The organism is Shinella sp. S4-D37 (assembly GCF_040812195.1).
Taxonomy (GTDB): domain Bacteria; phylum Pseudomonadota; class Alphaproteobacteria; order Rhizobiales; family Rhizobiaceae; genus Shinella.
Window position 1 is genome coordinate 399,506 of the sequence record NZ_JBFNXL010000003.1, and the last position, 23,002, is coordinate 422,507.

Here is a 23,002-nt window from a genome sequence, read left to right on the forward strand (position 1 = left end):
TCTACGCGTTCAGGGATGGTAGAGGCTGTCGACCGCCGGCATGCTGAGCACCACCGCCAAGCCGATCAAGGCGAGCGAAATCTTGCGAAACACCTGCTGGGAAGCCAACGGATAGAGGCGTATGCCGCACAGGACGCCGATGAAATAGGCAGGCCCGGCGATGAGCGCGAGGATCGCGACGCTTTGGGTCAGCAGACCTGAGAAAGCGTAGGCGAAGACGCTCACGAGAGCGTTCAATGCGAAGTAGAGCATAATATTCGCCCTGACGACGCCGAGCGGCCGCGTCGACCCGAGCCAGAAGGCAACGATCGGCGGCCCTCCTATCTGGGCGACGCCGGTCATGATGCCCGCCATGACGCCGACGCCGCCGAACACGGGCGGCGTCATCGCGCCGGTGTAGTGGCGGCCGCTGATCATGAGGATCAGGACGCCGGAGATGAGGGTGCAGATGAGCCAGCGAAGCAGGATGGGATCGGCATGGAGAAGAACGAGGATGCCGATCGGCATGCCGATCGCCGCGCCGCCGGCCATGAGCGCGACCGGCAGCTTCTCCGACGGCCGCCAGGCGGGCCGGACAGTCGGAAGCGCACCAACGAAATCGATCATCAGAAGCAGCGGCGCGGCGGCTTTCGGCCCGACGATCATGCCGGCAAGCGGGATGAAGATCAGGCCCGAGCCGAAGCCGGAAAATCCGCGCGAAAGACCCGCGATCAGCGCGGTGGCCACCAGCAGGACGATGCCTGCGGTGGAATGGTTCGACAGTTCGTGCAGGAATGCGTCAACGGGATGGGGCATCAGCGCGCGAGGATCTTTCCGATCCCCTCTCGCCGCGCGATCGCCTCGACGAGCGCCCCGACGGCGACGTCGGCAAGCGCAATACCCGAAAACAGCATGGCGGTCCTGTCCGTCGGCCCCGCCCCATGCGCCGGAAAGCGTTCGGCCAGTTCGCCAAGTTCGGCGTCGAACCTGTCCGGCACCAGCATCGCGCCCGTCCGGCCACGGGTTTCACTCTGCTCCCGATCATCGGTCGCGACGAAGGCGAAGGCATTCTTCCAGCTGTCGGCCTTCCACGAACGCCCGAGATCCACGGCCCCGACAAAGGCACCGGGCTTGACCCATGCCGCGTCGAGGAACGGCTGGAGACCACCGGCCGGCGGCACGGTGCTGACGATGATGTCACTTTCCTCCACGACCTGCCGCGGTTCGGCGCAAACGACCGCCTCGACGCCCTGCTCGCGACAGTAATTCGCGAAGCGCTGGGCGGTATCGACGGTGCGACTGAACAGCCGCGCCCGCGTCAGGCCGGTCCGGATATGGCGAAGGGCCTGCAGATGCGTCCGCGCCTGCAGGCCGCAACCGACGAACCCGATCGTCCTGCCTTCGGCGGGCGCCATGTGCTCCGCGGCAATCGCCGTGCATGCGGCGGTGCGCACGCCGGTAACCCAGCGGCCATCCATGACGGTGCGCAGGCGACCATCCTCGATCCCGCTCAACATGATGGTCGCATGAAGGGTCGGCAGGCCGAGGGCCGCATTGCTCCGGGACACGCCGAGCCACTTGCAGCCGGCGATGCCGTCGTCCAGCAGGACGCCGACAAGCGCCTCTGCGACATGACCGGGCTGCGGCGAGATCGACAGCTTCGGCTTCATCAGCGTCCCGCCGACGGATTTCGCGCGGAAGACGGCCTTGACCGTCTCATGGATGTCCGAGACGCTCACGGGAAGGCGCGCGATATCGTCTTCGGACAGGTAGAGAATCCCGGACATCCCCCTACCCTCAGTCGGCGCAGCTCTGTTTGACGTAGTCCCAGTAGATCTTCGTGATCTGCCGGGTGAGCGGGCCGGTCTTGCCGTCGCCGATCGCATGGCCGTCGATCTGCGTGACGGGAGACACCCCGCCGAGCGTGCCGGTGACGAAGGCTTCATCGGCCGAATAGGCTTGCGCCAGGGTGAAATCGAGTTGCCGCGACGGGCCCATATGTTCGCCGTAGAGGTCGATCACATGGCCACGGGTAATGCCGTTGAAATTGTATTTGCCGGTCGACGTCCACAGCTCGCCCTTGCGGACGATGAAGAAATTGGTGGAGTTGCAGCTGGCGACAAAGCCCAGCGGATCCAGCATCAACGCCTCGTCCGCACCGGCTGCGATCGCCTGGATAAGCGCCTGGATGAGATTGAGGCGGCTGTGCGAATTGAGCCGCAGGTCGAAGACATCCGGCGTGCTGCACCGATAGGTGGAGGTGAACAGGCGCAGGCCCGTTTCCGATGCCTCGAACTTCGGCCTCTTCAGCTCGGCTATGATCACGATGGTCGCCTTGCCGAGGGTGAAGCGCGGGTCCTGGTTGGGCGTGGCCTTCCGGCCGCGGCTGATCATCAGCCGGATATGGGCGCCGTCCGTGAGGCCGTTGCGGGCGCAGGTCGCCAGGATCGCCTCGACCACCTCCTGCCGCGTCATGCCGATGTCCAGGCTGATGGCCTTGGCGCCTTCGAAGAGGCGATCCATGTGCAGATCGAGGGAGAGAAGGCGGTTGTTGACGAGCCGGAGCCCCTCCCAGACGCCGTCCCCAAGGACGAAGCCGCTGTCGAATACGGAGACCGAGGCCTGATCCCGATGCACGAAATCTCCGTTCAGGTAAACGAGGACGTCGTCGTTCTTCTTGTCACCGATGTAACCCTGAGCGCTGGTATAGTCTTGCATGTCACGTCACCTTAGAGAGAGAATTCCGAGGACCTTGCGATGAAGGCCCGGGTCTTTTCGTTTCGGGGATTCTTGAAGATCTGCTCCGGCGTGCCTTCCTCATGGATATTGCCGTCGGAAAGGTAGAGAACGCGGGTCGCGAAGTGATAGGCGAAGCCGAGCTCGTGGGTGACCAGCAGCATGGTCCGCCCCTCTTTCGCCAGGCCGTTGATGGTTCTGAGCACCTCGCCGACCAGCTCGGGATCGAGGGACGAGGTCGGTTCGTCGAAGAGCATGATCTCCGGCTGCATCGCCAAAGCGCGCGCGATCGCCACGCGCTGTTGCTGGCCGCCGGAGAGCTGCGAGGGAAAGGCGTCGTTCTTGTCGCCAAGGCTGACCTCCCTGAGTTCCGCGACGGCGCGCGCACGGGCGGCACCCTTCTCCATCCGGCTGACCGTGATCAGGCCTTCCATGACATTCTGCAAGACGGTCATGTGCGGGAAGAGGTTGAACTGCTGGAACACCATGCCGATACGCCGCCGCACGTCGCAAAGCTCCCGTTCGGGGTAATTGACCTTCTCTCCCTGCGCCGTCGTTGCGACCACGCGTCCTATCCGCTTGCCGTCCAGCTCGATCTGGCCCGCGGTCGGGATTTCCATGAAGTTGAGGCAGCGCAGCATCGTGCTCTTGCCCGAACCGCTGCCGCCGATGATGGCGATGCGCTCGCCTTTCATCACGGTCAGGTCGATGCCCTTGAGAACCTCGTGCGCGCCAAAGGATTTCCGGAGCCCGGAACAGCGGAGAATGGGGGTTTGCATATCGGTTCCTTGCTCTCAGCGTTTGCGGGCGAGGTGGCGCTCCAGAAGCATCGAACTGAAGCTGAGCGGGTAGATGATGACAAAATAGATCAGGCCGACCGCCGTCAGGATTTCCATCGGGCGATAGAATGTCGAACTCAGCAGGCGTCCCTGATACATGAGCTCATGGACGCTGAGCACGGATGCGAGCGAGGTTACCTTGGCGACCTCCACCGCGCGGTTGGTGAAGGCTGGGAGCATGCGGTCGAAGACCTGGGGCAGGATGATGCGGCGGAAGATGTCCCGCCGGGCCATGCCGATCGCCTTGGCGCCTTCCCACTGTCCGGTCCCGATCGACTGGATGCCGCTGCGGTAGATTTCGGCGCAATAAGCGGCGGTGTTGAGCGTGATGCCGAGAACGGCCGAGAAGAACGGCGTCAACTGCGCGCCGATCAGGATCGGAAAGGCATAGAAGAACCAGATGAGCTGGATCAGTGCGGGAATATTGCGGAAGAATTCGACGAACGCCTTTCCGGCAAACTGTAGCAAGCGGTTGCGGCTGAGCCTTGCCAGTGCGACGAACAGCCCGATGACGAGGCCGAGCGCCAGGCTGACGACGGTCAGCTCGACGGTGACGATGATGCCGCGCCAGAAGACCGGCATGCTCTTGAGGATGATGCTGAAGTCCCAATAGTAATCCATGTCGGCCTCACACGCTCGCCAGACGGTCTTCGAGCTTCTTGGCAAGCGTGCTGAAGAGCAGGAGCAGCAGGAAGAAGATGGCTGCGACGACCGTGTAGACCTCCAGCGGACGATAGGTCATCGAGCTGATCTGCATGGCCTGGTACAGGAGCTCGCCATAGGCCAGCGTCGATGCGAGCGAAGTCGTCTTGATCAGCTCGAAGGTCCTTTCCAGGAACGGCCCGATCATTCGCCTGAGCGCCTGAGGAACCACGACCCGCCTGAGCGCCTGCGCCCGGGACATGCCCAGGGCCGTGGCGCCCTCCCACTGGCCGCTCGCGATCGACTTGATGCCGCCGCGAAAGACTTCGCCGTAAAAGGACGCCGATTGCGTGGTCAGCGCCAGGACGGCGGCCTGCAGCGGCCCCATGCTGATGTCGGCGACGACGGGCAGCGCGTAATAGAACCAGAAGAAATGCACGATGCCGGGTGTGTTACGGTAGAAATCCACGTAGATGGTGGCCGGGATCGAGAGAAACGGCAGCCGGGACATCCGGCACGCCGCGACGATGACACCGAGCAGAATGCCGAGGACGATCGATATCGAGGCGATGGCAAGTGTGCCCATCAGGCCATCGAGAAGCAGCGGCCAGTGCTCGAACACCGCCGAGAAGTCCCAAGCGTATTCCATGTTCCGTCACTTCCGAGAAAGGGTGTCGCAAGGCCAAGGGCCCAGCATCCGGCAAGGGCCCGGCTTAGGCCCAGCGCTCCTTCATCAGCCCCGGCACGGATGTCGGATCGACGCCCTTGGAGGAGAGATAGGTCTCGAATATCTTCTGGGTTTCCCCGGAGGCGTAAGACTTGGAAATGAAATCGTTGACCCAGTCCCTGAAGGACGGATCGTCGCTCTTCATGACGCCGACGCTGGTCGGAATCGCATAGACCTCTTCCGGAAGGATGACCTTGCCGATCTTGATGCGCGAATATTGCATGATCAAGGCCGGATGGAACTGGGACACCATGTCCACACGCCTGGCGACAAAAGCGGCGACCGCTTCGTCGTTGCTGGCAAAGCGCTCGAAGGTCGCATTCTTGAGCATTTCCGTAAGAACGGTGTCGACATTCGTTCCGAGCGTGACCCCCACCTTGAACCCGTCCTTGTTGAAGTCCTCCCAGGTTTTCGCGCTGGAATCGCCGGGAACCAGGGCGCCCATGGCATAGTAAAACAGCGGGACATCCGGGAAATCGATGGCTTTGCGCCGCGCCTCGTTCGGATCGAGGACGAACATGACGTCGATCTGGTCCGCCTGGATACCGGCAACGCTGTTCGGCCAGGTCGTTTCGACGAGGACCGGCTCGACGCCGAGTTCCTCCGCCATGCGCTTTCCGATCTCTACCCCGACGCCGGCCCATTCCTCGCTGATGGGATCCTTGTAGTACCAGGGATCCGCCGGGGCGGCGCCGACGCGGAGCTTGCCGTTCGCCTTCACCGCGGCCAGCGAATTCGCGCCGAAGGCCAGGGTCGGGACTGCCAGGGAAAGGCCGGCCAATGCGCCGCCGGCAAGAAAGGCGCGTCTTGTCGTATTCATGCTCATTGATCCCCATTCTTGGTGGCTGGACAAACTGTCATTGTTGACAATCGATTATCTACAGAGATAATGCAAGCCTGAATCTTGAAAAAAGAGTCAGGTTCGGGAATTGAGTATTCCTGTCAGGCGAAACTCCAAGGGCGGAACTCGATGCGGCCGGTGAAAAAGCAGACCTTCAGGGAGCAGATCGTCGATGAGCTGAAGGCAGCTATCATGAGCGGCCAGCTGGAGCCCGGCAGCCCGGTTGTCGAGGCGGATCTGGCCGTGAGGTTCGGGGTCAGCCGCGGCCCGCTACGAGAAGCGTTGCGGCACCTCATCGAGGAGGGCTTGCTGGTCACAGTCCCCTATACGGGCACGCGGGTTATCGATCTTTCCCTCGAGGATGTGCGCGAGGTCTTCACGCTTCGTACGGAACTGGAGATTTTCGCCTTCAAAACCGTATGGCCCCGGCGGGACCAGGCATTTGCCGACGAGCTGAACGCTCGCCACAGGAAGTTGAGCGCCCTCATCCTGGCGGGAGACGACGAAGCCACCATCACCGCGGAGCTGGCACTTCATTCCTACGTCTACGAGGCATGCGGGCACCGGCTGCTGCTTTCCACATGGCAAGGCCTCAAGGGGAAGCTGCAACTCTACTGGGCGACACATCACCGGATTCACGGTCGCCGCGGTCCCCGGCCGGATGCGCACGACAACTATGTGAAACTTGCGCTCCAGGACGATTTCGACGCCCTGGCGCTCGAGGTCCGGGCCCATATGCTGCAAGGGTTCGGGCGAACCGAAGCCTTCCTGAAGGAGCGGGAAAAGCGCCGGAACAGGCAGATCGCTTGATCGCACTCCAGGCACCCACAATCGCCGGTCTGGCGGTACATGCGCGTTCTGAGTTGCTGCAATTGCGCCGACAGAAGCCCGGCATGACGCATGGTCTTGCCGCCCGCATCTTCCTTGGTGCCGACACCGGGTCCACTCGATCTGCTATCGCCGGCCCCAAGCCGGCTTGCCGGCCATTGCCCGCCAAAGACGGAACACGCCTCTCCCGGCCCGGTCTTCGTGCGGGAGAAGCGTCTACATCGTCCACAGGACCGAGATCGGCGCGGCCTGCAATTTCTCCCCGAAGGGCGTGACACGGTCGTGGTCATGCAGGACCAGCCCGCGGACAAACCGATCGCCCACGGCATCCTGGAGCTGGCGCAGTCCGCGGAAATCATCCGGTTTCACGGTCGCGGAGGCCTTCACCTCGATGCCGACGATGCGGCCCCGACGGTCTTCGACGATCACGTCGACCTCGTCCTGGTCCTTCGTCCGATAGTGCGAAAACGCCAGGCGCCGCTCGGACCAGGAGGCGAGTTTCAGAATCTCCGAGACGACGAAGCTTTCGAGCAGCGCGCCGAACCGCGTTCGATCCCGGGCGAGCCGCTCCGCCTCGTCTTCCCGCAAGGCCCCGAGCAGCCCGGTATCGATGAAATGCAACTTCGGCGTCTTGATCAGCCGGCTGAGGCGGTTGTTCGACCAGGGGGAAAGCGTCCTCACGAGAAACAGCCGCTCGAGAATCGCGACATATTTCCCCGCCGTGACACTCGACAGGCCCAGCGCCGCGCCGAAGCTGCTGTGGTTGACCAATTGCCCGGCATGCTCGGCAAGCACGCCCAGAAGGCGCGGCAGGCGGTCGAGCTGATCGATGTTCGCGATGTCGCGAACGTCCCGATCCAGGATAAGCGCCACATAATCCTCAAGCCAGGCGGTTCGACGCGCTGCGGTCGGCCGGCGCAGGACCTCCGGGAAACCGCCCTTCAACACCATGTCCACCAGGCCTTCGCCGAAGACGGTCGCGCCGCCGGCCACCGCCTCCTCACCGTCGAAGAGACGGTCCAGCAACCGGCCGGGGGTCGAGAGGATTTCGCACTGGGCAAAGGGAAACAGCGGGATGACGGCCATGCGCCCCGCCAGCGAATCGGCAATGGCCGGCACGGTCGCCAGATTGGCCGAACCTGTCAGCAGGAAGCGCCCCGGCTCCTCGTCACGGTCGACACTCTCCTTGATCGCCAGCATCAGGTCGGGCGCACGCTGCACCTCGTCGATGACGGCGCGCCTGATACCGCGGATGAAGCCGATCGGGTCGGCTTTAGCGGCACTGAGAGTGCCGGCATCGTCCAGTGTCAGGAAGGGTCGGTCATCGCTGGCGAACATGCGCGCCAATGTCGTCTTGCCGGCCTGGCGGGGACCGGCGATCAGGACGACGCGCGTATCCGCCAGGGCCGTCTCGACGCTGCTGCGGACCTTGCGTTCGATGTGGGAGCGGGGCACGAGAGACGACATCATGCGGCCATTCCTAATCGAAAATCCGTCTGATTTAAAGTCTATCCCCGTCCATTCTTAAAGCAGCAGGCGTCTGAACGTGATTGCAGCCTGCGTCTCCTCGTGCAAGGACAGCATGCGCAGACGCCCGCGGGCTGGTTTCCCCGGCTTGCCTCCTGGACGCATGGCCCTATCCTGTCACGCGTCGAGCCCCTTGATCGCGTTGAAACCAGAAGCGTTCCGCCGGTCGGTTCGCAACAGCGGGAAAACGAGAATGCCGCAGATTGGATTGAAGCTGGACGTCGCGTCGGCGCGCCGGCCGATCTCTTCCGGCTGGCGCGAAGGATCGGAGCGATCGTACCGGACACGATCAGCGTCCAGTCCCGGGCGGAGCGCGGCTACCGCCTTCTCGACGCGGCGCCGGCAGCCGACTGGTTCATCGGCCGCCGTTCGCATCCACCTCTCCTAAGCCGGCGTCCGCAATTGCGTAAAAGCAAATGGATCGAGCGCTTTCACGTTTCGAGGAAAAGTGGAAATGCTCCGGGCTCCACGCCTGCCGTGCTGGCGGCAAAAAGCGGCCGGCGGAAAGCCGGCCAAAGGTGGCGCGGCTTTACGAGCCGCACGCGACCACCGGCCGCCCGCGAGCGGCCGGGGAGGATCGCGGTTGTCCTCAGATCGAGCCGGCGCCCATTTCCTTGGCGATGTAATCGGCCTGGCGGATGGCGAGCGTGACGATCGTCAGCGTCGGGTTCTCCGCCGCCCCGGTGGTGAACTGGCTGCCATCGGAGACGAAGAGGTTCTTGATGTCGTGCGTCTGGCCCCATTTGTTGACGACGCCGTCCTCAGCCTTCTCGCTCATGCGGTTGGTGCCGAGATTGTGCGTCGAGGGATAGGGCGGCGTCGGGAAGCTGCGCGTCGCGCCGACCGCGGCATAGAGCGCCTCGCTTTGCTTGTAGGCATGGTTGCGCATGGCGACGTCGTTCGCATGGTCGGTGAACCAGACGTCGGGGATCGGCATGCCGTACTTGTCCTTCAATTCGCCGTGCAGCTTTACCGCATTCTGTTCCTGCGGCATGTCCTCGCCGACGATCCACAGGCCCGCCATGTTGGCATAGCTGTCCATGGCGGAGGCGAAGGAGCGGCCCCAGCCGCCGGGATCGAGGAACGCCGCCATGAACGGCACGCCGAGCGCCAGCGTCTCAAGCTCGTAGCCGCCGACGAAACCGCGCGAGGGATCGTGCTTCGCCTCGTCGCGAACGATGCCGGCCATGGTGGTGCCGCGGTAGAAGTGCACCGGCTTTTCGAACACGGCATAGACCGAGCCGGTCGTGTGGCGCATGTAGTTCTTGCCGACCTGGCCGGAGGAATTGGCGAGCCCGTCCGGATACTTGCCCGAAGCGGAATTGAGCAGGAGGCGCGGGCTTTCGATGGAGTTGCCGGCGACGCAGACGATGCGCGCCTTCTGGCTCTGCAGCTTGCCGTCCTTATCGGCATAGACGACGGCCGTCACCTTGCCGCTGTCGTCGTGCTCGATCTTGACGACATGGGAATTCGGCCGCACCTCCAGCTTGCCGGTCACCTCGCCCTTCGGGATCTCGGTATAGAGCGTCGACCATTTGGCGCCCCATTTGCAGCCCTGGAAACAGAAGCCGGTCTGCTGACAGCTCATGCGGTCGTCGCGATCGGCCGAATTGATCGCCATGTTGCCGGTGTGACATTCCTTGTAGCCGAGCTTGTCGGCGCCGGCCTTCAGGATCTTGAAGTTGTTGTTGCCCGGCAGGCCCTCGATGCCGTTGGTGCGGGTCACGCCCATCTTGTCCTCGGCCTTGGCATAGTAGGGCTCCAGCTCGGCCAGCGTCAGCGGCCAGTCGAGCAGGTTGGCGCCCTCGACCTTGCCGTAATGCGTCAGCGTCCTGAACTCGTGCTCCTGGAAGCGCAGCGAGGCGCCGGCCCAGTGCGTCGTCGTGCCGCCGACCGCCTTGACGATCCAGGCCGGAAGGTTGGGAAAATCCTTCGAGACGCGCCAGCCGCCGCCCGTCGTGCGATGGTCGAGCCAGGCGAGCTGGGCGAAACTGTCCCATTCGTCGTTGATGAAATCCTCGTATTCGATGCGCGCGCCGGCCTCGAGCACGACGACGTCGATGCCCTTCTGCGCCAGTTCGTTGCCGAGCGTGCCGCCGCCGGCGCCCGAACCGATGATGACGACCACGCTGTCGTCGTTGAGATCATAAGGAGCTGCCATGGTTTCCTCCCGAAACATGTGCGGTCGGCCTGAAGCCGTGCGGTCGCGCCTCCTCCGGCGCGGACCGTCAGACCGCCGTCAAAGCCATTCGATGTCGTCGAAGCCGCGGGCGATGTAACCGCCCTTGGAATAGGATTCGCCCTCGTAGCCGAAATGCGGCCACAGCTCCTTCTGGTTATAGAAGGAGACGACGAGGTCGCCGCGCACCGCCTGGAAGAAGGGTGTGCTCTCGATGTCGTGCAGGATTTTCACGCGGTCATCCTCCCAGCCGAGGCCGCGATAGCCGCCCTCGCCCGCCCGCTTGTCGAGATCGGCGATGCCCGCCTCGATCAGCTCCTTGTGCGCGGCGTCCGTGCCGGCCTTGGTGTCGTGGCCCTTCACCGCGATGGCGTAGAAGCGGTCGGCGACCGTATCGTGCGGGTAGATATCGCGGGCGAGCCTGATCAGGGTCGCCATGGTCTCCGGCTTGAGCGCCGTCGTCTCCAGCCCCCAGGCCTTGTCGGGGCTGATCACCGCGCTGCCGGTGACGATGAGCGCGGCGCCGATCGTGCCGCGCTTCAAAAGCTCGCGGCGGGAGAGCCCGGGGCGCCGCTCGTAGATGGTCGTCATGTCGCATTCCTCCCGTTGTGTCTGGAACGGGCGGCCCTCCTGCGGCCGCCCGCCGTTCATTTGAAGCGGCCGTGCCGTTGCAGGACCTCGATCTTGTAACCGTCCGGATCGGTGACGAAGAAGAAGCGGGCGAGCAGGCCCCCGTCGCGGTTGAACGCGACGACCTTGCCGGTGGCAAAGCCTTGCGCCGACAGACGGGCATGCTCGCCGTCGAGGTCGGCAACGGAGACGGCGAGATGACCGTAGCCGTCACCGAGATCGTAGGCCTCGGTGCGGCCCTTGTTGATCGTCAGTTCGAGTTCGAATTCGCTTTCGGCATTGCTCATGTAGACGAGCGTGAAGGTCTCGAAATCGAGCCGGTCGGCCACGTCGAGCCCGAATGCCCTGGTGTAGAAATCCACGGACCGGCCTTCGTCCAGAACCCGGATCATGGAATGGATCGCCTTCGCCACGCTGTTCTTCTCCTGTCTGCAAATCGCATCGTGAGAAGACTGTGCGCCCGGATGTGCCGCTGTGGGTAGCAGCCCGTTACCGCACGCGAAATTTCAATTCTGGAGTTTTCGCCGAAGGATTTTTCGTCTTTTTCCGCGATGTTAGATGATTTGACCAAACCCCGGGGCCACCGCATAATCGCGGCCATAAGAACAAGACTGGAGGATAAACCATGTGCGAGGTCTTTGCGGGTCAGGATCCGCAACGCTACCGGCCGGTCAACCGCTCCGTGCGGATCGGCGGACATTCAACGAGCATCCAGATCGAGGCCGCTTTCTGGGACCTGATCGACGAGATCGCCGCGGGTCAGGGCCTGTCGACGTCCCGCTTCCTGTCGACGCTCTACGACGAGGCGCTCGATATCAACGGTTCGGTGCCGAATTTCGCCTCGCTCCTGAGGACGAGCTGTCTCATCTACATCATGGGCGGGGCGGGAAAATGCGAAGGCGCGCGCGAATTCCATATCGTCGCGGCGGAGTAGCCCGACCTCCGGCAGGCCGGCGGATGCCGAATCCGGTCTCCATATAGACGGTTGGCTGATGACATTCGGCTCCCGATCGCCATATTTAAGGGACTGCCAGATCGGGCAGGACCTTTGCAACGGGAGTGACATCAGTGAACGGACTGCAGAAAGCGCTGCTTTTCGGCTTCTTCGCAACCTGCACGGCGATGGCCGCGAGCCTTTCCTTCCGTCCTGCCGATGCCGCGGACTGCCGGGCGGACCCCGCGCCCAAGGTCGATTGGAGCAACTGCGCCAAGAAGAACCTGATGCTCGGCGGCAGCGATTTCACCGGCGCGAATTTCCGGGATGCCGACCTCAGCTATACCGACATGCGCGACACGAACCTGACGAGGGCCATCCTGGAGAAGGCGACCCTGATCCGGGCGTGGTTTACCGGCGCGCGGCTCGACAAGGCGAATTTCGCGCGGGCCGAGGCCTATCGGTCCAGCTTCCAGAACGTCGCCGCGCAGGGAACCTCGTTCGCATCCGCGGAGCTGCAGCGCGCCACGTTCAACGGTGCGGACCTGCGCTATGCGAGTTTCGAGAAGGCGGACGTCAGCCGTGCCTCCTTCGATCAGGCGGTCCTCTCGGGCGCAAGCTTCGCCTATGCGAACCTGTCGCGCGCCGATCTGAGCGAAGCGCGCGTGGAGGGAACGATCGGCCTCGACAGGGCGTTCATGCTGCTGACGAGGATCGAGGGCCTGGACCTGTCGGGCGCGACGGGGCTCGACCAGTCCCAGATCGACATGGCCTGCGGCGATGCCGAAACGAAACTCCCGAAGGGCCTCGCGACACCGGCAAGCTGGCCTTGCGCGAGGGACTGAGGCTTTCCCCCTGATCTGGAGGTTTTCGTGAGCGTCGGACTGATTGCCCTTCTCGACGATGTCGCAGCGCTTGCCAAGGCGGCCGCGGCCTCGCTGGACGATATCGCCGCGCAGGCCGGCAAGGCCGGCGCCAAGGCGGCCGGGGTCGTCATCGACGACGCGGCCGTGACGCCGCGCTACGTCACCGGCTTCTCACCCGCGCGGGAGTTGCCGATCATCGGCAGGATCGCGCTCGGCTCGCTGAAGAACAAGCTTCTCTTCCTGCTGCCGGCGGCCATCGCCCTCAGCCTCTTGGCGCCCCAGGCGATCACGCCGCTCCTCATGGCCGGCGGCCTCTTCCTCTGCTACGAAGGCGCCGAGAAGGTCTACGAGCTCGTTTCCCCCCACGGCGCCCATCACCATGAGGAACAGCTCGACCCGGCGCGCACTGACGCGAAATCCTTCGAGGACAGCAAGGTCGCCGGCGCCATCCGCACCGATTTCATCCTTTCCGCCGAGATCATGGCGATCACGCTCGCATCCGTGCCTGATGCCGGGCCTGTCGCACAGGCGCTGATCCTCGCCCTCGTCGGCATCGTCATCACGGCCGGCGTCTACGGCGTCGTCGCGCTGATCGTCAAGGCGGACGATGCCGGCCTCTGGCTGGCCGGCCGCCCCGCGCGCTCACCGGCCGGGGCCGGCCTTCGCCTTCTCGGCCGCGGCCTCGTCAAGGGCATGCCCTATCTCCTCAAATTGCTCGGCGCACTCGGCACGGCGGCGATGATCTGGGTCGGCGGCGGCATCCTGGTGCACGGCGCGGAAATGTTCGGTTTCGCGGCGCCGGGCCACATGCTGCACGATGCCGGCGAGGCGGCCGCGCAGGCCGTTCCCGCCCTCGGCGGCCTCGTCTCCTGGCTGGTACAGGCGGCCGGCTCGGGCATTGTCGGGCTCGTCGTCGGGGCCGCGCTGATCCCCGTCGTCAGCATGGTCGTCGCGCCGGGCTGGCGTTGGCTGAGCGGCCGGCTCCGCAAGCTGCGCGCCGCCTGACGGCCTTCCCGTCACGAGCAGGAGGAACGCATGGCCGGACATCGCATCTATTCCGTCAGCGTCGCGAGCGTTTATCCCCACTATGTCGCAAAGGCGGAGAGAAAAGGCCGCACGAAAGCGGAGGTCGACGAGATCATCTGCTGGTTGACGGGATACGACCTTGCCGGCTTGAACGGTCAACTGGCACGGAAAACCAGCTTCGACGACTTTTTTGCCCAGGCGCCCGGGATGAATCCGTCCCGGTCGCTGATCAAGGGCACGGTCTGCGGCGTCCGCGTCGAGGAGATCGAGGAGCCGACCATGCGGGAAATCCGCTATCTGGACAAGCTGATCGACGAACTCGCAAAGGGCAAGGCGATGGAAAAGATCCTGCGGGCCTGACCGCGACGTAATTTCGGAGCGACCCTATCGCAGCTCAGGTCCGCTTTCGAAGGCGTACAGAAATATCCCTGCTTGTGAGTCTGACGAATCCTCACCTGAGAAGATCGAGGTGCTGGATCCGAGCCATCCACTATTTGGACGCTCCTTTATTGTGATCCGAGAGCTAGGGCGCGGAGGCGGCAACTTCGCGCCGTCGTATGAGGTTGAACATCTTGGTGGGTCGACCTTGCTGATACCCGTCGCAGCGACACAGGGATATGTCGAAGCCACGAATCAGATTAAACTCAGCGTTGAGGCAGTTCGGGATCTTATCGCGTTGGCGGAAACTCTCGAAGGTCATGATGATCGAACCAAAGAACCTGTGGGCGACGTTATCACCCGCGTTGCGGCGTCAGATTCTCGACGACGTCGCCGCAGTCCTGGCGGAGGTATGAACCGCGCCGGCTTTACCGGAGACCGTTTGGTTTAAGTTATGCGGCCATGGCTGGTGCGTCGGTACATTCTATTTCCAAGTGCGACATGCCATTAATTTCAATGGCTTCACTTCGGAGATTTTGGCATGTCCAGATGCTATACACAAATCACCCTCGCTGACCGGCGACGCCTACATCAGCTGGTGGCGGCAAAAGTTCCCGTCAACGAGATGGCCCGTCAGCTTGGCCGTCACCGCTCGACGATTTACCGCGAGATCAAGCGCAATACGTTTCGTGATCGCGAACTGCCGGACTACGACGGCTACTACAGCACGGTTGCTCACGATATCTCCAAGGAGCGGCGACGCCGGCTGAGAAAGCTTCGGCGCCACCCGAATTTACGCTCGGAGATCATCAACCAGTTGGAGGCACGCTGGTCTCCAGAGCAGATCGCCGGGCGGCTGTTGTTGGAGAGGCTCAGTCTTGTTCGCGTTTGCAAAGAGACAATCTATCGCTTCATCTACAGCAAGGAAGATTATGGGCTAGGCCTCTATCAGTATTTACCGGAAGCGCGCCGCAAACGTCGTCCACTGCGCTCCAGGAAGCCGCGCGACGGTGCGTTCCCAGCCACGCATCGCATATCCCAACGTCCTGATTTTATTGGAGATAGATCGCAGTTTGGGCATTGGGAGGGCGACCTCCTCATCTTTGAACGCCCACTCGGACATGCCAATGTCACGTCCCTTGTGGAGCGCCGAAGCCGCTATACAGTTCTCATCAAGAATCCGAGCCGGCACTCACGCCCGATCATGGACAAGATCATCAGAGCGTTTTCTCCTTTACCGGCGTTCGCGCGTCAAAGCTTCACATTTGATCGCGGTACCGAGTTTGCCGGATTCAGGGCTTTGGAAGAAGGGATCGGTGCGCGTAGCTGGTTCTGCGACCCGAGTGCACCGTGGCAAAAAGGGACAGTCGAGAATACCAACAAGCGCATTCGCCGTTTCATGCCAGGCGCTACAGATCTGGCAGCCGTGTCACAACACGACCTGATCCAACTCACACGTCATCTCAACGACCAACCCCGTAAATGCCTCGGCTACAAGACACCAGCCGAGGTGTTCATGGCGCATTTGCAGGATGAGGCGTGATCCCCTACCCTGCAAAATGGGTATGATGCACTTGGATTAGCTTCTCCAGTCCAGCCTGGCGTAATATCGGTCTTCGGCCTCGGCGGGCGGTATGTTGCCGATGGGCTCCAGAAGGCGGCGGTTGTTGAACCAGTCGACCCATTCCAGGGTGGCGAACTCCACGGCTTCGAAGTTTCGCCACGGTCCTCGCCGATGGATGACCTCAGCCTTGTAAAGACCGTTGATCGTCTGTCGGAAGCGTTGTCATAGGAGTCGCCAACGCTTCCGACAGACGGCTCGATGCCCGACTCCGCCAGCCGTTCGGAATAGCGAATGGACACATATTGCGAGCCGCGGTCGGAATGATGAACCAGCCCGCCACGGTGAACGGGCCGCCGATCATGAAGTGCCTGATCGAGGGCATCGAGCACGAAGCCCGCATGGGCAGTCCGGCTTGCTCGCCAATCGACGATGCGACGAGCGAAGGCATCGATCACGAACGCGACGTAAACGAAGCCCTGCCAAGTGGCCACATACGTGAAATCAGAAAGCCAGAGCATGTTCGGCGCGGGAGCGTAGAACTGCCGGTTCACCCGGTCGAGCGGGCATGGCGCGGCCTTGTCCGACACGGTGGTTTTGACGGGTTTGCCGCGAATGACGCCCTGCAACCCCATGCCCCTCATAAGCCTAGCGACTGTGCAGCGGGCGATGTCGTAACCCTCCCGCAGCAACTGCCGCCAAACTTTCCGCACGCCATAGACCTGGAAGTTCTCGTTGAATACCCGGCGTATCTCGACCTTCATGGCAATGTCGCCTCGGGCGCGGGCCGACAAACGATCGACGTCCGTGCGCTTGGCGATGACCTCATAATAGGTGGACGGGGCAATCGGCAGCAATCTGCAGATCGGCTCGACCCCGAGCACCGAGCGGTGTGCATCGATGAAGGAAATCATCGCTTCAGTGGGCCGTCGAGCTCCGCCATCGCAAAATACGCAGAGGCCTTGCGCAAAATCTCGTTGGCTTGACGAAGCTCGCGGTTCTCCCGCTCAAGGGCCTTCATCTTCTCCGCGACGTCGCTCGGCAAACCCGCACGCTTACCGCTGTCCACCTCGGCCTTCTTAACCCATTCATTGAGCGTATGCGCCGAGCAGCCGATTTTGGCCGCGATAGATGAAACGGCTGCCCACCGGGAAGGATGTTCAGCTTCATGCTCCGTTACCATTCGAACGGCGCGGGCCCGGACTTCAGGAGAAAACTTGTTTGTCGTCTTGCTTGTCATAGACCCTACTTCTCACGAGTTGGGGTCTCCGGCAAAGCCGGCGCGGTTCAGGTCGCCTGGCTGATCCCTGCCTTGCGGCAAATCTCCGCGACCGTAACCCCTTCATCACCCTGCTTCAGAATGAACGCCTTCTGCGCGTCCGAAAACTGCGATGCCTTCATTGTCTTCCGTTCCTTTCCCAGCCAGGAAAAATCACCGGGAAACTCTAACCAAAATCGGTCCAGTTTGAAGGGGGCAGATCACGCAGGCATAGGCCCATTCCCGCAACGCTGTCTGGATGAAGCGCTCCGCCTTGCCGTTGGCCTTGGGCGTATAGGGTTTTGTACGGACGTGTTTGAGGCCAAGCGCCTTGCAGGCTTTGGCAAAGTCTTTTGCCACATAGCAGGAGCCGTTGTCGGTCATCACGCGCGTTACCGTGATGGCGAGGCTGGTGTAGTAGGCGACCGCGGCCTTGAGGAAGGCAATGGCGCTGACGGCCTTTTCATCCGGGAAGATGTCGGTGAAGGCGATGCGGGACGCGTCGTCGTTTGAGACATGGACGTATTCCCAGCCGATGCCGCGAGACTTGCTTTGGCCCGTCCTGTCGCCGGTGATCCGGTGGCCGACCCGCTCGAAGCGGCCGAGACGCTTGATGTCGAGATGGATCAGGCCGCCTGGTTCGGCATATTCATAGCGCACGACCGGCTCGGCGGGCGCCAGGTCTTTCATGCGCGACAGGCCGACGCGTCTGAGAACACGGCTGACGGTGGCGGGTGAGACGCCGGTTTCGATCGCGATGTGCTTGCCAGTCAGGCGCTGCCTGCGAAGACTGGCGATCCGTTCGACCAGAGCCCCATCCGTTTGCCGCGGCATGGTGCCGGGCCTCGATGAGCGGTCCGCCATGCCATCGCGCCCGGCACTCTTGAACCGTGTAACCCAGCGCGACACGATCTTCGGCGAGACGCCATAGACGCGAGCGGCTTGGGTTTGCGACAACTGGCCGGCGGTCACCGCCAAAGCCATTCCTTCTCGACGCAAAGGCGTCAATCGGGCATTCTTGTGAATGTTCATTCGGAGTGATCCTGGAAAACTGAGGTGTGGTAACTCCAGTCTCCTAAATCCGCTCCGAATGGACATCCTCCTGAAAGCTCACATCTAGAGCGGCGAGATGGAAGCACGCAAACAAGGCCAGCCGTCGCGTTCGAAGTTCGACCCACATGAGGCGTTCATTCTCAACCTCATCGAAGTCGCGTAGTAGCAACGAGGAAGAGCGAGCTTGCCGCTGGCAACCGAAGCCCGACCTTAGGACGACCAATTGACGGCATGAAGGAGCAGAGTCGCCGTCAGCACTTCCAGCGATTCCAAGTCGACGAATTCGTCCGGACCGTGGGCATTGCCGCCACGCGGCCCGAGATGGACGCTGGGCGTCGATGTCCACTTGTTGAACAGATAGCCGTCGCCTCCGAATGTGGCCCCCGACGCGCTTTGCGTTTCGCCGGTCACCGCCTCCAGCGCTTCGAGCAACGCGACGACGCCGGCGTTCTCCGCGGGCGTGTCGGCGCCGGAGAGATATCGGCTCGTCGCTTCGAGACGCAGCGGTGCGGCGGCATTCGACAGCATCGGTGCGAGCGCATCGTGCAATTCGCAATGGAGTTCGGCTTCCGTCATGCCCGGCAAGGTCTGGATGAAGAACTCGCCGCGCGCTTCCACCGGAATGCCGATATTGCCGCCGGGGCTATCGCCGGCCATCAGCTTGGAGAAGACCAAATCCCGGGGATGGCGCTCGGCTGCGAACAATCCCGGATGCGGCCGCGCATTGATGTCAGCCTCGTACCGCCCGAGCAGGCCGATTGCTTCGCCGAGCGTCGAAATCGGATTGCGAATAGTCTCTCCGCCATAGGCAACGCCGCCCACCCCTTCGGCGATCAGCTCGAAGACCTGCCCGCCGCGCGTTTGTGGGCACACCCTGAGGTTCGTGGGCTCCGGTATGATCGCGAGGGCGCCGACATGGCCCTTCAGGATGGCGGCGAGCGTGCCGTTCGCGCCGGCATTCTCCTCGTCGACGACGCTTTGCAGGAGAATGTCGCCGCCCGTCTCTATCCCCTTCTCCGCGATGATCCTGATCACCATGGCGCATGCGGCAACGCCGGCCTTCATGTCGTAGCTGCCGCGGCCGAAAAGCTTTCCGTCCCGCACCATGCCGGAGAAGGGATCGCCGCTCTGCCAGGGAAGTGGCGCACGCGTGACCGTATCCATGTGCCCGTTGAAGACCAGGGAACGGCCGCCCGCCGACGTGGCCCGCCGCGTCACCACGAGATTGGGCCGGTCGGTATAGTCCCGGCCGCGCCACCAGTCGGGGTGGTCGGTTATCCCGGGAACCTGGTCGGGCCGGAAGCTGTCGATCTCCACGGCACAGCCCGCGAAGAAATCCGCAAGGACCTTCTGCCCCCTCGCCTCATCGCCGTGCGGAATGCGGTTTTCCGTCGGCGCCCTTACCAGATCGACGGTGAGGCCGACGAGCGTGTCCCATTCGGATTTGACGAGTTCTCTGGCTTGTTTCGCGTCCATGACGGTCCTCGTGGGGGATGGCGGGCGGAGTGTCCGCCCGCACTGGTTGTTATTTTCCGTACAGGCTTTCCCAGTAGCGCTGCTCGGGTGCGGTGCCATGCAGAACGGAATCGGCCTCTTCCGCATTCTCCTTGGTGATCGGCGTGCTCTTTTCCGGGATCACGGCCGGGACAGTGACGCCGGAAAGATGCTTGAGGGCCGTCTCCACGGCAATGAAGCCCTGGAGATATCCGGGCGTCGCGATGGTCGCGGCCATGTTGCCGGCCTTCACCGCCTCGATCGCATCCGCAGTCCCGTCATTGCCGACGATCGTCACCTTGCCGGTCAATCCGGCCTCCTCGACAGCACGGGCGGCACCGAGGGCCATTTCGTCATTTGCCGCATAGATCACCGCGATATCATTAGCCTGGAGGACATTTTCCGTGACCTGCAGGGCTTTCGTGCGGTCGTAGTCGGCAGGCTGGGAAGCGACGATCTCGAACTTGTCGCCGTTCTTGCCGGCCAGCAGGCCCTTCTTGAAGCCTTCCGACTTCTGCCGGGCGGTTTCCGTTCCCAGGATGCCGATCAGTTCGAGCACGTTGCCGCCTTCGACATTGTCGGAAACCCACTTGCCGCCAAGTTCACCGGATTCGATATTGTCGAAGAAGACGGCCGTCTTGACGTCCGCCCCGGTGATCCGCTCGCCGGTCGTGAAAACCGGGATGCCCGCGGCGTTCGCCTCCTTGACGGCGGCGACGATGCCGCCGGTATCGACGGCCTGGATGACGATCGCATCGACCTTCTGGGCGATCAGGTCTTCCATCTGCTGGACCTGCTTGGCGACCTGGTTGTCACCGCTGAGGTGAACCATGGTGCCGCCGAACTCGGCTGCCGCCTTGTCGGCTCCCTTGGACTGGTCGACGAAGAACGGGTTGTTCAGCGTCGGATAGATGAAACCGATCTTCTTGCCGTCCTCGGCAAGCGCCGTGGAGGCCAAAGCCGTGAAAAGGCCGAGTGCGAGCATCGTAAGACGTTTTGTCATCGTGTTCCCCTTTGTTGGAAATGACGTTACTTCCTGGTTGATGATCTGAGATACCGGTCGGCCAGGACTGCGATCGCCACGATGCAGCCGGTCGCGACCGCCTGGTAATAGGAATTGACGTTAAGGAGGTTGAGGGCGTTCGAGATCAGGTTCAAAAGCGCGGCGCCGACGATGGTCGCCCATACGCGCCCCTCCCCGCCCAGCAGGCTTGTGCCCCCGAGCACCACCGCGGTGATGGCAACGAGTTCCATCCCGTCGCCCGCCGTCGGCACGGCCGATCCGAGGCGTGAGGCAAGCACCACGCCGGCAAAGCCCGTCAGGACACCCGCAAGAAGGAAGACGTAGATCTTGTAGCGGGTCACGGAAACGGCTGCGAGGATCGCCGCCTCCTCGTTGCCGCCGATGGCATAGACGTAACGGCCGAAGATCGTCGCCCGCATGATAAACCACAGCAGGGCGTAGACGCCGATCGCCAGCCAGATCGGCGCGGGAATGCCGAGCCAGCGTGCCTGGCCGAGAACGAGCGCGCTTTCGGATGTGATCGCGATCGGGCTGGCGCCGGTGTAAAGCAGCGTCAACCCCTTGGCGACGGAAAGCGTTGCAAGCGTCACGACGAAGGAGGCAAGCCGGAAACGGGCGACCAGTACCCCGTTGACGAGACCGGCAAGCGCGCCGACGAAAAGAGCGCCCGCGAGCGCCACCGGCAGATCGTATCCACTCTGGAGGAGCCCGGCGAAGATGACGGCGCACAGGGCGAGCACCGCGCCGACCGAAAGGTCGATGGCGCCGGTGAGGATGATGAGCGTCTGCCCGGCCGCGACCAGCGCGATGATGCTCGTCTGCCGCGCGAGGTTCATGAGATTGACCTCGGTGAACATGCGCGGGGTGAAGAGGCTGAGAATGAGCGCGAGGAGAACCAGAACGGCAATCTGGCCGTAGCTTCTCAGGAAGCGGAATACGGTCATGCGGTTCGTCTGCGCGTTGGAAACGGTCGTGCTCATCAGTGTCGTCCTTGGCCGGTCGCCATCGCGCCGAGCGTTTCTGGTGTGGCCGCCGATCTCGCGACATCGCCCGCAACCCGCCCCCGGTAGAGCATCAGGATACGGTCGCTCAGCCCCATCAGTTCCGCGAGGTCGCTGGTGACGAGGAGGATGCCGAGACCGGCATTGGTGAGGGATTTCAAGAGCGCATAGATATCGGCGCGCGCGCCGACATCGACGCCCCTTGTGGGCTCCAGCAGAATGAGGATGCGGGGATTGGTGATGAGGGCCCTGGCGAGCACGACCTTCTGCTGGTTGCCGCCGGAAAGCTCGCCGACCGATTGATCGATCGATGCGCATTTCACGCGCAGCTCGCTGACGAGCCGGGCGGCGGCCCTGTCGAGGGCCCGCTTGTGGAGGAAGCCGAAACTGTGACGGGTCCGCAGGCCGGCAAGCGTGATATTGTCGCCGATAGAGTGGTTGATCGCGAGCCCTTCGCGGCGCCGGTCCTCCCCGACATAGCCGATGCCGGCCGCCACGGCGCTCTCGATTCCATGGGCGCGGAACACCTTGTCGCCGATAGAGATGGAACCGGCGGTGATGGATTGCCGGCCGTAGATCGCCGCCGCCAGCGATTGCTGGCCGGCGCCGACAAGCCCCCCGACACCGACGATCTCGCCCGCATGGACTTCCAGGGAAACGTCGGCCACCGACCTCGTCGAGATTCCGTCGACCTTCAGGAGCACCTCGCCGCGCCCATCCGTGCGCTCTGGATAGAGATTGGAGATCTCGCGGCCCACCATCATCTCGACGACCTTCTGCTCCGAGGCATCCGGCGGAAGCTCGCCGACGATCTCGCCGTCGCGCAGGACGAGCACGCGATCCGCGACCTGGCTCACCTCGTCGAGGCGATGGGAGATGTAGATCACGGAGCGTCCCGTCGAGACGAGACGGCGCACGAGCCGCATGACCTGTTCGACCTCGTTCGGCGCCAGCGCCGCCGTCGGCTCATCGAGAATGATGAGCCTGGTGTGGGTGGACAGGCCCTTGGCGATCAGCACGAGCTGGCGCTCGGCGATCGACAGGTCGCCGATTGGGATATCCATGCCGGCCGAAAAACCCATCGATTCGAGCTCGCGGACGATATGCTCCATCGCCGGGTCGGGCTTGAGGAAGCCGAGGGCCGTCCGCTCTCCGCCAAGCTCCAGATTCTCGCGCACCGTCATGCGCGGCACGACCTGCAGTTCCTGGTGGCAAAGGTGGATGCCGAGCGACCGCGATTGCTTGGCATTGCGGATGCTCAGCGCCTTGCCGTTGGCAAGCAGCCTGCCGCTATCGGGCTGGATCGCGCCGGCCAGGATGCGCATCAGCGTGCTCTTGCCGGCACCGTTCTCGCCGAGGAGGGCGACGCATGTCCCGGCGGCGATCTCGAACGAAACGTCACGAAGGGCCTTCACGGCGCCGAAGCTCTTGGCGACGCCCTCGATCTTCAGGGGAAACAGGACATTGTCGACGCCCATC

General features: G+C 63.1%; 22 protein-coding genes, 3 pseudogenes and 1 other annotated feature. Of the genes and pseudogenes, 6 read left to right on the plus strand and 19 right to left on the minus strand.

Features of this window, described 5'->3' with window-relative positions; genetic code table 11:
- Positions 1-9: 9 nt before the first annotated feature.
- From AB3G45_RS05840 to AB3G45_RS05870, 7 genes are all read right to left on the minus strand, one after another.
- Positions 10-795 (minus strand): sulfite exporter TauE/SafE family protein, encoded by a 786-nt coding sequence (locus AB3G45_RS05840; protein ID WP_367829669.1) that lies wholly within the window; start codon positions 793-795, stop codon positions 10-12.
- Entirely contained in the window at positions 795-1,766 is a 972-nt protein-coding gene (locus AB3G45_RS05845) for an ornithine cyclodeaminase family protein (protein WP_367829670.1), read from the minus strand. Before AB3G45_RS05845 ends, AB3G45_RS05840 begins: the two co-directional genes overlap by 1 nt.
- A 10-nt stretch (positions 1,767-1,776) precedes the next feature.
- Entirely contained in the window at positions 1,777-2,697 is a 921-nt protein-coding gene (locus AB3G45_RS05850; RefSeq protein WP_367829671.1) for an aminotransferase class IV, read from the minus strand.
- Positions 2,698-2,708: 11 nt separating this feature from the next.
- Positions 2,709-3,494, minus strand: coding sequence for an amino acid ABC transporter ATP-binding protein (locus tag AB3G45_RS05855; protein ID WP_367829672.1), 786 nt, complete (start codon positions 3,492-3,494; stop codon positions 2,709-2,711).
- Positions 3,495-3,509: 15 nt separating this feature from the next.
- Positions 3,510-4,175: an amino acid ABC transporter permease gene (locus tag AB3G45_RS05860; RefSeq protein WP_367829673.1), complete on the minus strand. Its 666-nt coding sequence runs from the start codon at positions 4,173-4,175 to the stop codon at positions 3,510-3,512.
- 7 nt (positions 4,176-4,182) lie between these two features.
- Positions 4,183-4,845: an amino acid ABC transporter permease gene (locus tag AB3G45_RS05865; protein ID WP_367829674.1), complete on the minus strand. Its 663-nt coding sequence runs from the start codon at positions 4,843-4,845 to the stop codon at positions 4,183-4,185.
- A gap of 64 nt (positions 4,846-4,909) precedes the next feature.
- Positions 4,910-5,743, minus strand: a complete 834-nt coding sequence (locus AB3G45_RS05870) for a transporter substrate-binding domain-containing protein (RefSeq protein ID WP_367829675.1) — start codon at positions 5,741-5,743, stop codon at positions 4,910-4,912.
- A gap of 159 nt (positions 5,744-5,902) precedes the next feature.
- Here AB3G45_RS05870 and AB3G45_RS05875 point away from each other — a divergent pair, with 159 nt between their 5' ends.
- A complete protein-coding gene (locus AB3G45_RS05875) occupies positions 5,903-6,574 on the plus strand; it encodes a GntR family transcriptional regulator (protein WP_367829676.1) in 672 nt (223 codons plus the stop codon).
- A 234-nt stretch (positions 6,575-6,808) separates the two neighbouring features.
- Here AB3G45_RS05875 and AB3G45_RS05880 read toward each other — a convergent pair whose 3' ends face one another.
- The 5 genes from AB3G45_RS05880 to AB3G45_RS05900 form a co-directional block, all read right to left on the minus strand.
- Positions 6,809-8,062 (minus strand): ATP-binding protein, encoded by a 1,254-nt coding sequence (locus AB3G45_RS05880; RefSeq protein ID WP_367829677.1) that lies wholly within the window; start codon positions 8,060-8,062, stop codon positions 6,809-6,811.
- Positions 8,063-8,236: 174 nt separating this feature from the next.
- Positions 8,237-8,494 (minus strand): hypothetical protein, encoded by a 258-nt coding sequence (locus AB3G45_RS05885; RefSeq protein ID WP_367829678.1) that lies wholly within the window; start codon positions 8,492-8,494, stop codon positions 8,237-8,239.
- A gap of 214 nt (positions 8,495-8,708) precedes the next feature.
- Entirely contained in the window at positions 8,709-10,280 is a 1,572-nt protein-coding gene (locus tag AB3G45_RS05890; protein WP_367829679.1) for a GMC family oxidoreductase, read from the minus strand.
- A 78-nt stretch (positions 10,281-10,358) separates the two neighbouring features.
- A complete protein-coding gene (locus AB3G45_RS05895) occupies positions 10,359-10,889 on the minus strand; it encodes a twin-arginine translocation signal domain-containing protein (RefSeq protein WP_367829680.1) in 531 nt (176 codons plus the stop codon).
- Positions 10,890-10,945: 56 nt separating this feature from the next.
- Positions 10,946-11,341, minus strand: coding sequence for a VOC family protein (locus AB3G45_RS05900; RefSeq protein ID WP_367829681.1), 396 nt, complete (start codon positions 11,339-11,341; stop codon positions 10,946-10,948).
- A 212-nt stretch (positions 11,342-11,553) separates the two neighbouring features.
- Here AB3G45_RS05900 and AB3G45_RS05905 point away from each other — a divergent pair, with 212 nt between their 5' ends.
- The 5 genes from AB3G45_RS05905 to AB3G45_RS05925 all read left to right on the plus strand — a co-directional run bounded on the left by AB3G45_RS05905 (position 11,554) and on the right by AB3G45_RS05925 (position 15,675).
- On the plus strand, positions 11,554-11,862 hold the full coding sequence (locus AB3G45_RS05905) for a ribbon-helix-helix domain-containing protein (protein ID WP_367829682.1): 309 nt from the start codon (positions 11,554-11,556) through the stop codon (positions 11,860-11,862).
- 188 nt (positions 11,863-12,050) lie between these two features.
- Positions 12,051-12,707: a pentapeptide repeat-containing protein gene (locus AB3G45_RS05910; protein WP_367829870.1), complete on the plus strand. Its 657-nt coding sequence runs from the start codon at positions 12,051-12,053 to the stop codon at positions 12,705-12,707.
- Between the two features lie 27 nt (positions 12,708-12,734).
- Entirely contained in the window at positions 12,735-13,733 is a 999-nt protein-coding gene (locus tag AB3G45_RS05915; RefSeq protein WP_367829683.1) for a DUF808 domain-containing protein, read from the plus strand.
- 30 nt (positions 13,734-13,763) lie between these two features.
- Positions 13,764-14,114, plus strand: a complete 351-nt coding sequence (locus tag AB3G45_RS05920; RefSeq protein ID WP_367829684.1) for a DUF2200 domain-containing protein — start codon at positions 13,764-13,766, stop codon at positions 14,112-14,114.
- 559 nt (positions 14,115-14,673) lie between these two features.
- A complete protein-coding gene (locus AB3G45_RS05925) occupies positions 14,674-15,675 on the plus strand; it encodes an IS30 family transposase (RefSeq protein WP_367828688.1) in 1,002 nt (333 codons plus the stop codon).
- A gap of 36 nt (positions 15,676-15,711) precedes the next feature.
- Here the strand turns inward: AB3G45_RS05925 and AB3G45_RS05930 are convergent.
- The 7 genes and pseudogenes from AB3G45_RS05930 to AB3G45_RS05960 all read right to left on the minus strand — a co-directional run bounded on the left by AB3G45_RS05930 (position 15,712) and on the right by AB3G45_RS05960 (position 23,001).
- Positions 15,712-16,933 (minus strand): annotated as a pseudogene (locus tag AB3G45_RS05930) (IS3 family transposase).
- Positions 16,533-16,649 (minus strand) — a sequence feature (AL1L pseudoknot). (Overlaps the previous pseudogene by 117 nt.)
- Positions 16,934-16,983: 50 nt before the next feature.
- A pseudogene (locus AB3G45_RS05935) lies at positions 16,984-17,094 on the minus strand (transposase); the annotation flags it as partial.
- 85 nt (positions 17,095-17,179) lie between these two features.
- A pseudogene (locus tag AB3G45_RS05940) lies at positions 17,180-17,983 on the minus strand (IS481 family transposase); the annotation flags it as partial.
- A 231-nt stretch (positions 17,984-18,214) separates the two neighbouring features.
- Complete coding sequence (locus tag AB3G45_RS05945) at positions 18,215-19,480, minus strand: M20/M25/M40 family metallo-hydrolase (RefSeq protein WP_367829685.1); 1,266 nt, start codon at positions 19,478-19,480, stop codon at positions 18,215-18,217.
- A 49-nt stretch (positions 19,481-19,529) separates the two neighbouring features.
- Positions 19,530-20,501, minus strand: coding sequence for a sugar ABC transporter substrate-binding protein (locus tag AB3G45_RS05950; protein WP_367829686.1), 972 nt, complete (start codon positions 20,499-20,501; stop codon positions 19,530-19,532).
- Positions 20,502-20,527: 26 nt separating this feature from the next.
- Positions 20,528-21,502, minus strand: coding sequence for an ABC transporter permease (locus tag AB3G45_RS05955; protein WP_367829687.1), 975 nt, complete (start codon positions 21,500-21,502; stop codon positions 20,528-20,530).
- On the minus strand, positions 21,502-23,001 hold the full coding sequence (locus AB3G45_RS05960) for a sugar ABC transporter ATP-binding protein (RefSeq protein WP_367829688.1): 1,500 nt from the start codon (positions 22,999-23,001) through the stop codon (positions 21,502-21,504). The genes AB3G45_RS05955 and AB3G45_RS05960 overlap by 1 nt, the downstream gene beginning before the upstream one ends.
- Between the last annotated feature and the right edge of the window lies 1 nt (position 23,002).

Bases quoted from the DNA above. Each gene is read 5' to 3' on its own strand.
- AB3G45_RS05840 (WP_367829669.1), bottom strand. From the start codon at position 795: ATGCCCCATCCCGTTGACGCATTCCTGCACGAACTGTCGAACCATTCC.
- AB3G45_RS05845 (WP_367829670.1), bottom strand. From the start codon at position 1,766: ATGTCCGGGATTCTCTACCTGTCCGAAGACGATATCGCGCGCCTTCCC.
- AB3G45_RS05850 (WP_367829671.1), bottom strand. From the start codon at position 2,697: ATGCAAGACTATACCAGCGCTCAGGGTTACATCGGTGACAAGAAGAAC.
- AB3G45_RS05855 (WP_367829672.1), bottom strand. From the start codon at position 3,494: ATGCAAACCCCCATTCTCCGCTGTTCCGGGCTCCGGAAATCCTTTGGC.
- AB3G45_RS05860 (WP_367829673.1), bottom strand. From the start codon at position 4,175: ATGGATTACTATTGGGACTTCAGCATCATCCTCAAGAGCATGCCGGTC.
- AB3G45_RS05865 (WP_367829674.1), bottom strand. From the start codon at position 4,845: ATGGAATACGCTTGGGACTTCTCGGCGGTGTTCGAGCACTGGCCGCTG.
- AB3G45_RS05870 (WP_367829675.1), bottom strand. From the start codon at position 5,743: ATGAATACGACAAGACGCGCCTTTCTTGCCGGCGGCGCATTGGCCGGC.
- AB3G45_RS05880 (WP_367829677.1), bottom strand. From the start codon at position 8,062: ATGATGTCGTCTCTCGTGCCCCGCTCCCACATCGAACGCAAGGTCCGC.
- AB3G45_RS05885 (WP_367829678.1), bottom strand. From the start codon at position 8,494: ATGCGAACGGCGGCCGATGAACCAGTCGGCTGCCGGCGCCGCGTCGAG.
- AB3G45_RS05890 (WP_367829679.1), bottom strand. From the start codon at position 10,280: ATGGCAGCTCCTTATGATCTCAACGACGACAGCGTGGTCGTCATCATC.
- AB3G45_RS05895 (WP_367829680.1), bottom strand. From the start codon at position 10,889: ATGACGACCATCTACGAGCGGCGCCCCGGGCTCTCCCGCCGCGAGCTT.
- AB3G45_RS05905 (WP_367829682.1), top strand. From the start codon at position 11,554: ATGTGCGAGGTCTTTGCGGGTCAGGATCCGCAACGCTACCGGCCGGTC.
- AB3G45_RS05910 (WP_367829870.1), top strand. From the start codon at position 12,051: ATGGCCGCGAGCCTTTCCTTCCGTCCTGCCGATGCCGCGGACTGCCGG.
- AB3G45_RS05920 (WP_367829684.1), top strand. From the start codon at position 13,764: ATGGCCGGACATCGCATCTATTCCGTCAGCGTCGCGAGCGTTTATCCC.
- AB3G45_RS05925 (WP_367828688.1), top strand. From the start codon at position 14,674: ATGTCCAGATGCTATACACAAATCACCCTCGCTGACCGGCGACGCCTA.
- AB3G45_RS05945 (WP_367829685.1), bottom strand. From the start codon at position 19,480: ATGGACGCGAAACAAGCCAGAGAACTCGTCAAATCCGAATGGGACACG.
- AB3G45_RS05950 (WP_367829686.1), bottom strand. From the start codon at position 20,501: ATGACAAAACGTCTTACGATGCTCGCACTCGGCCTTTTCACGGCTTTG.
- AB3G45_RS05955 (WP_367829687.1), bottom strand. From the start codon at position 21,502: ATGAGCACGACCGTTTCCAACGCGCAGACGAACCGCATGACCGTATTC.
- AB3G45_RS05960 (WP_367829688.1), bottom strand. From the start codon at position 23,001: ATGGGCGTCGACAATGTCCTGTTTCCCCTGAAGATCGAGGGCGTCGCC.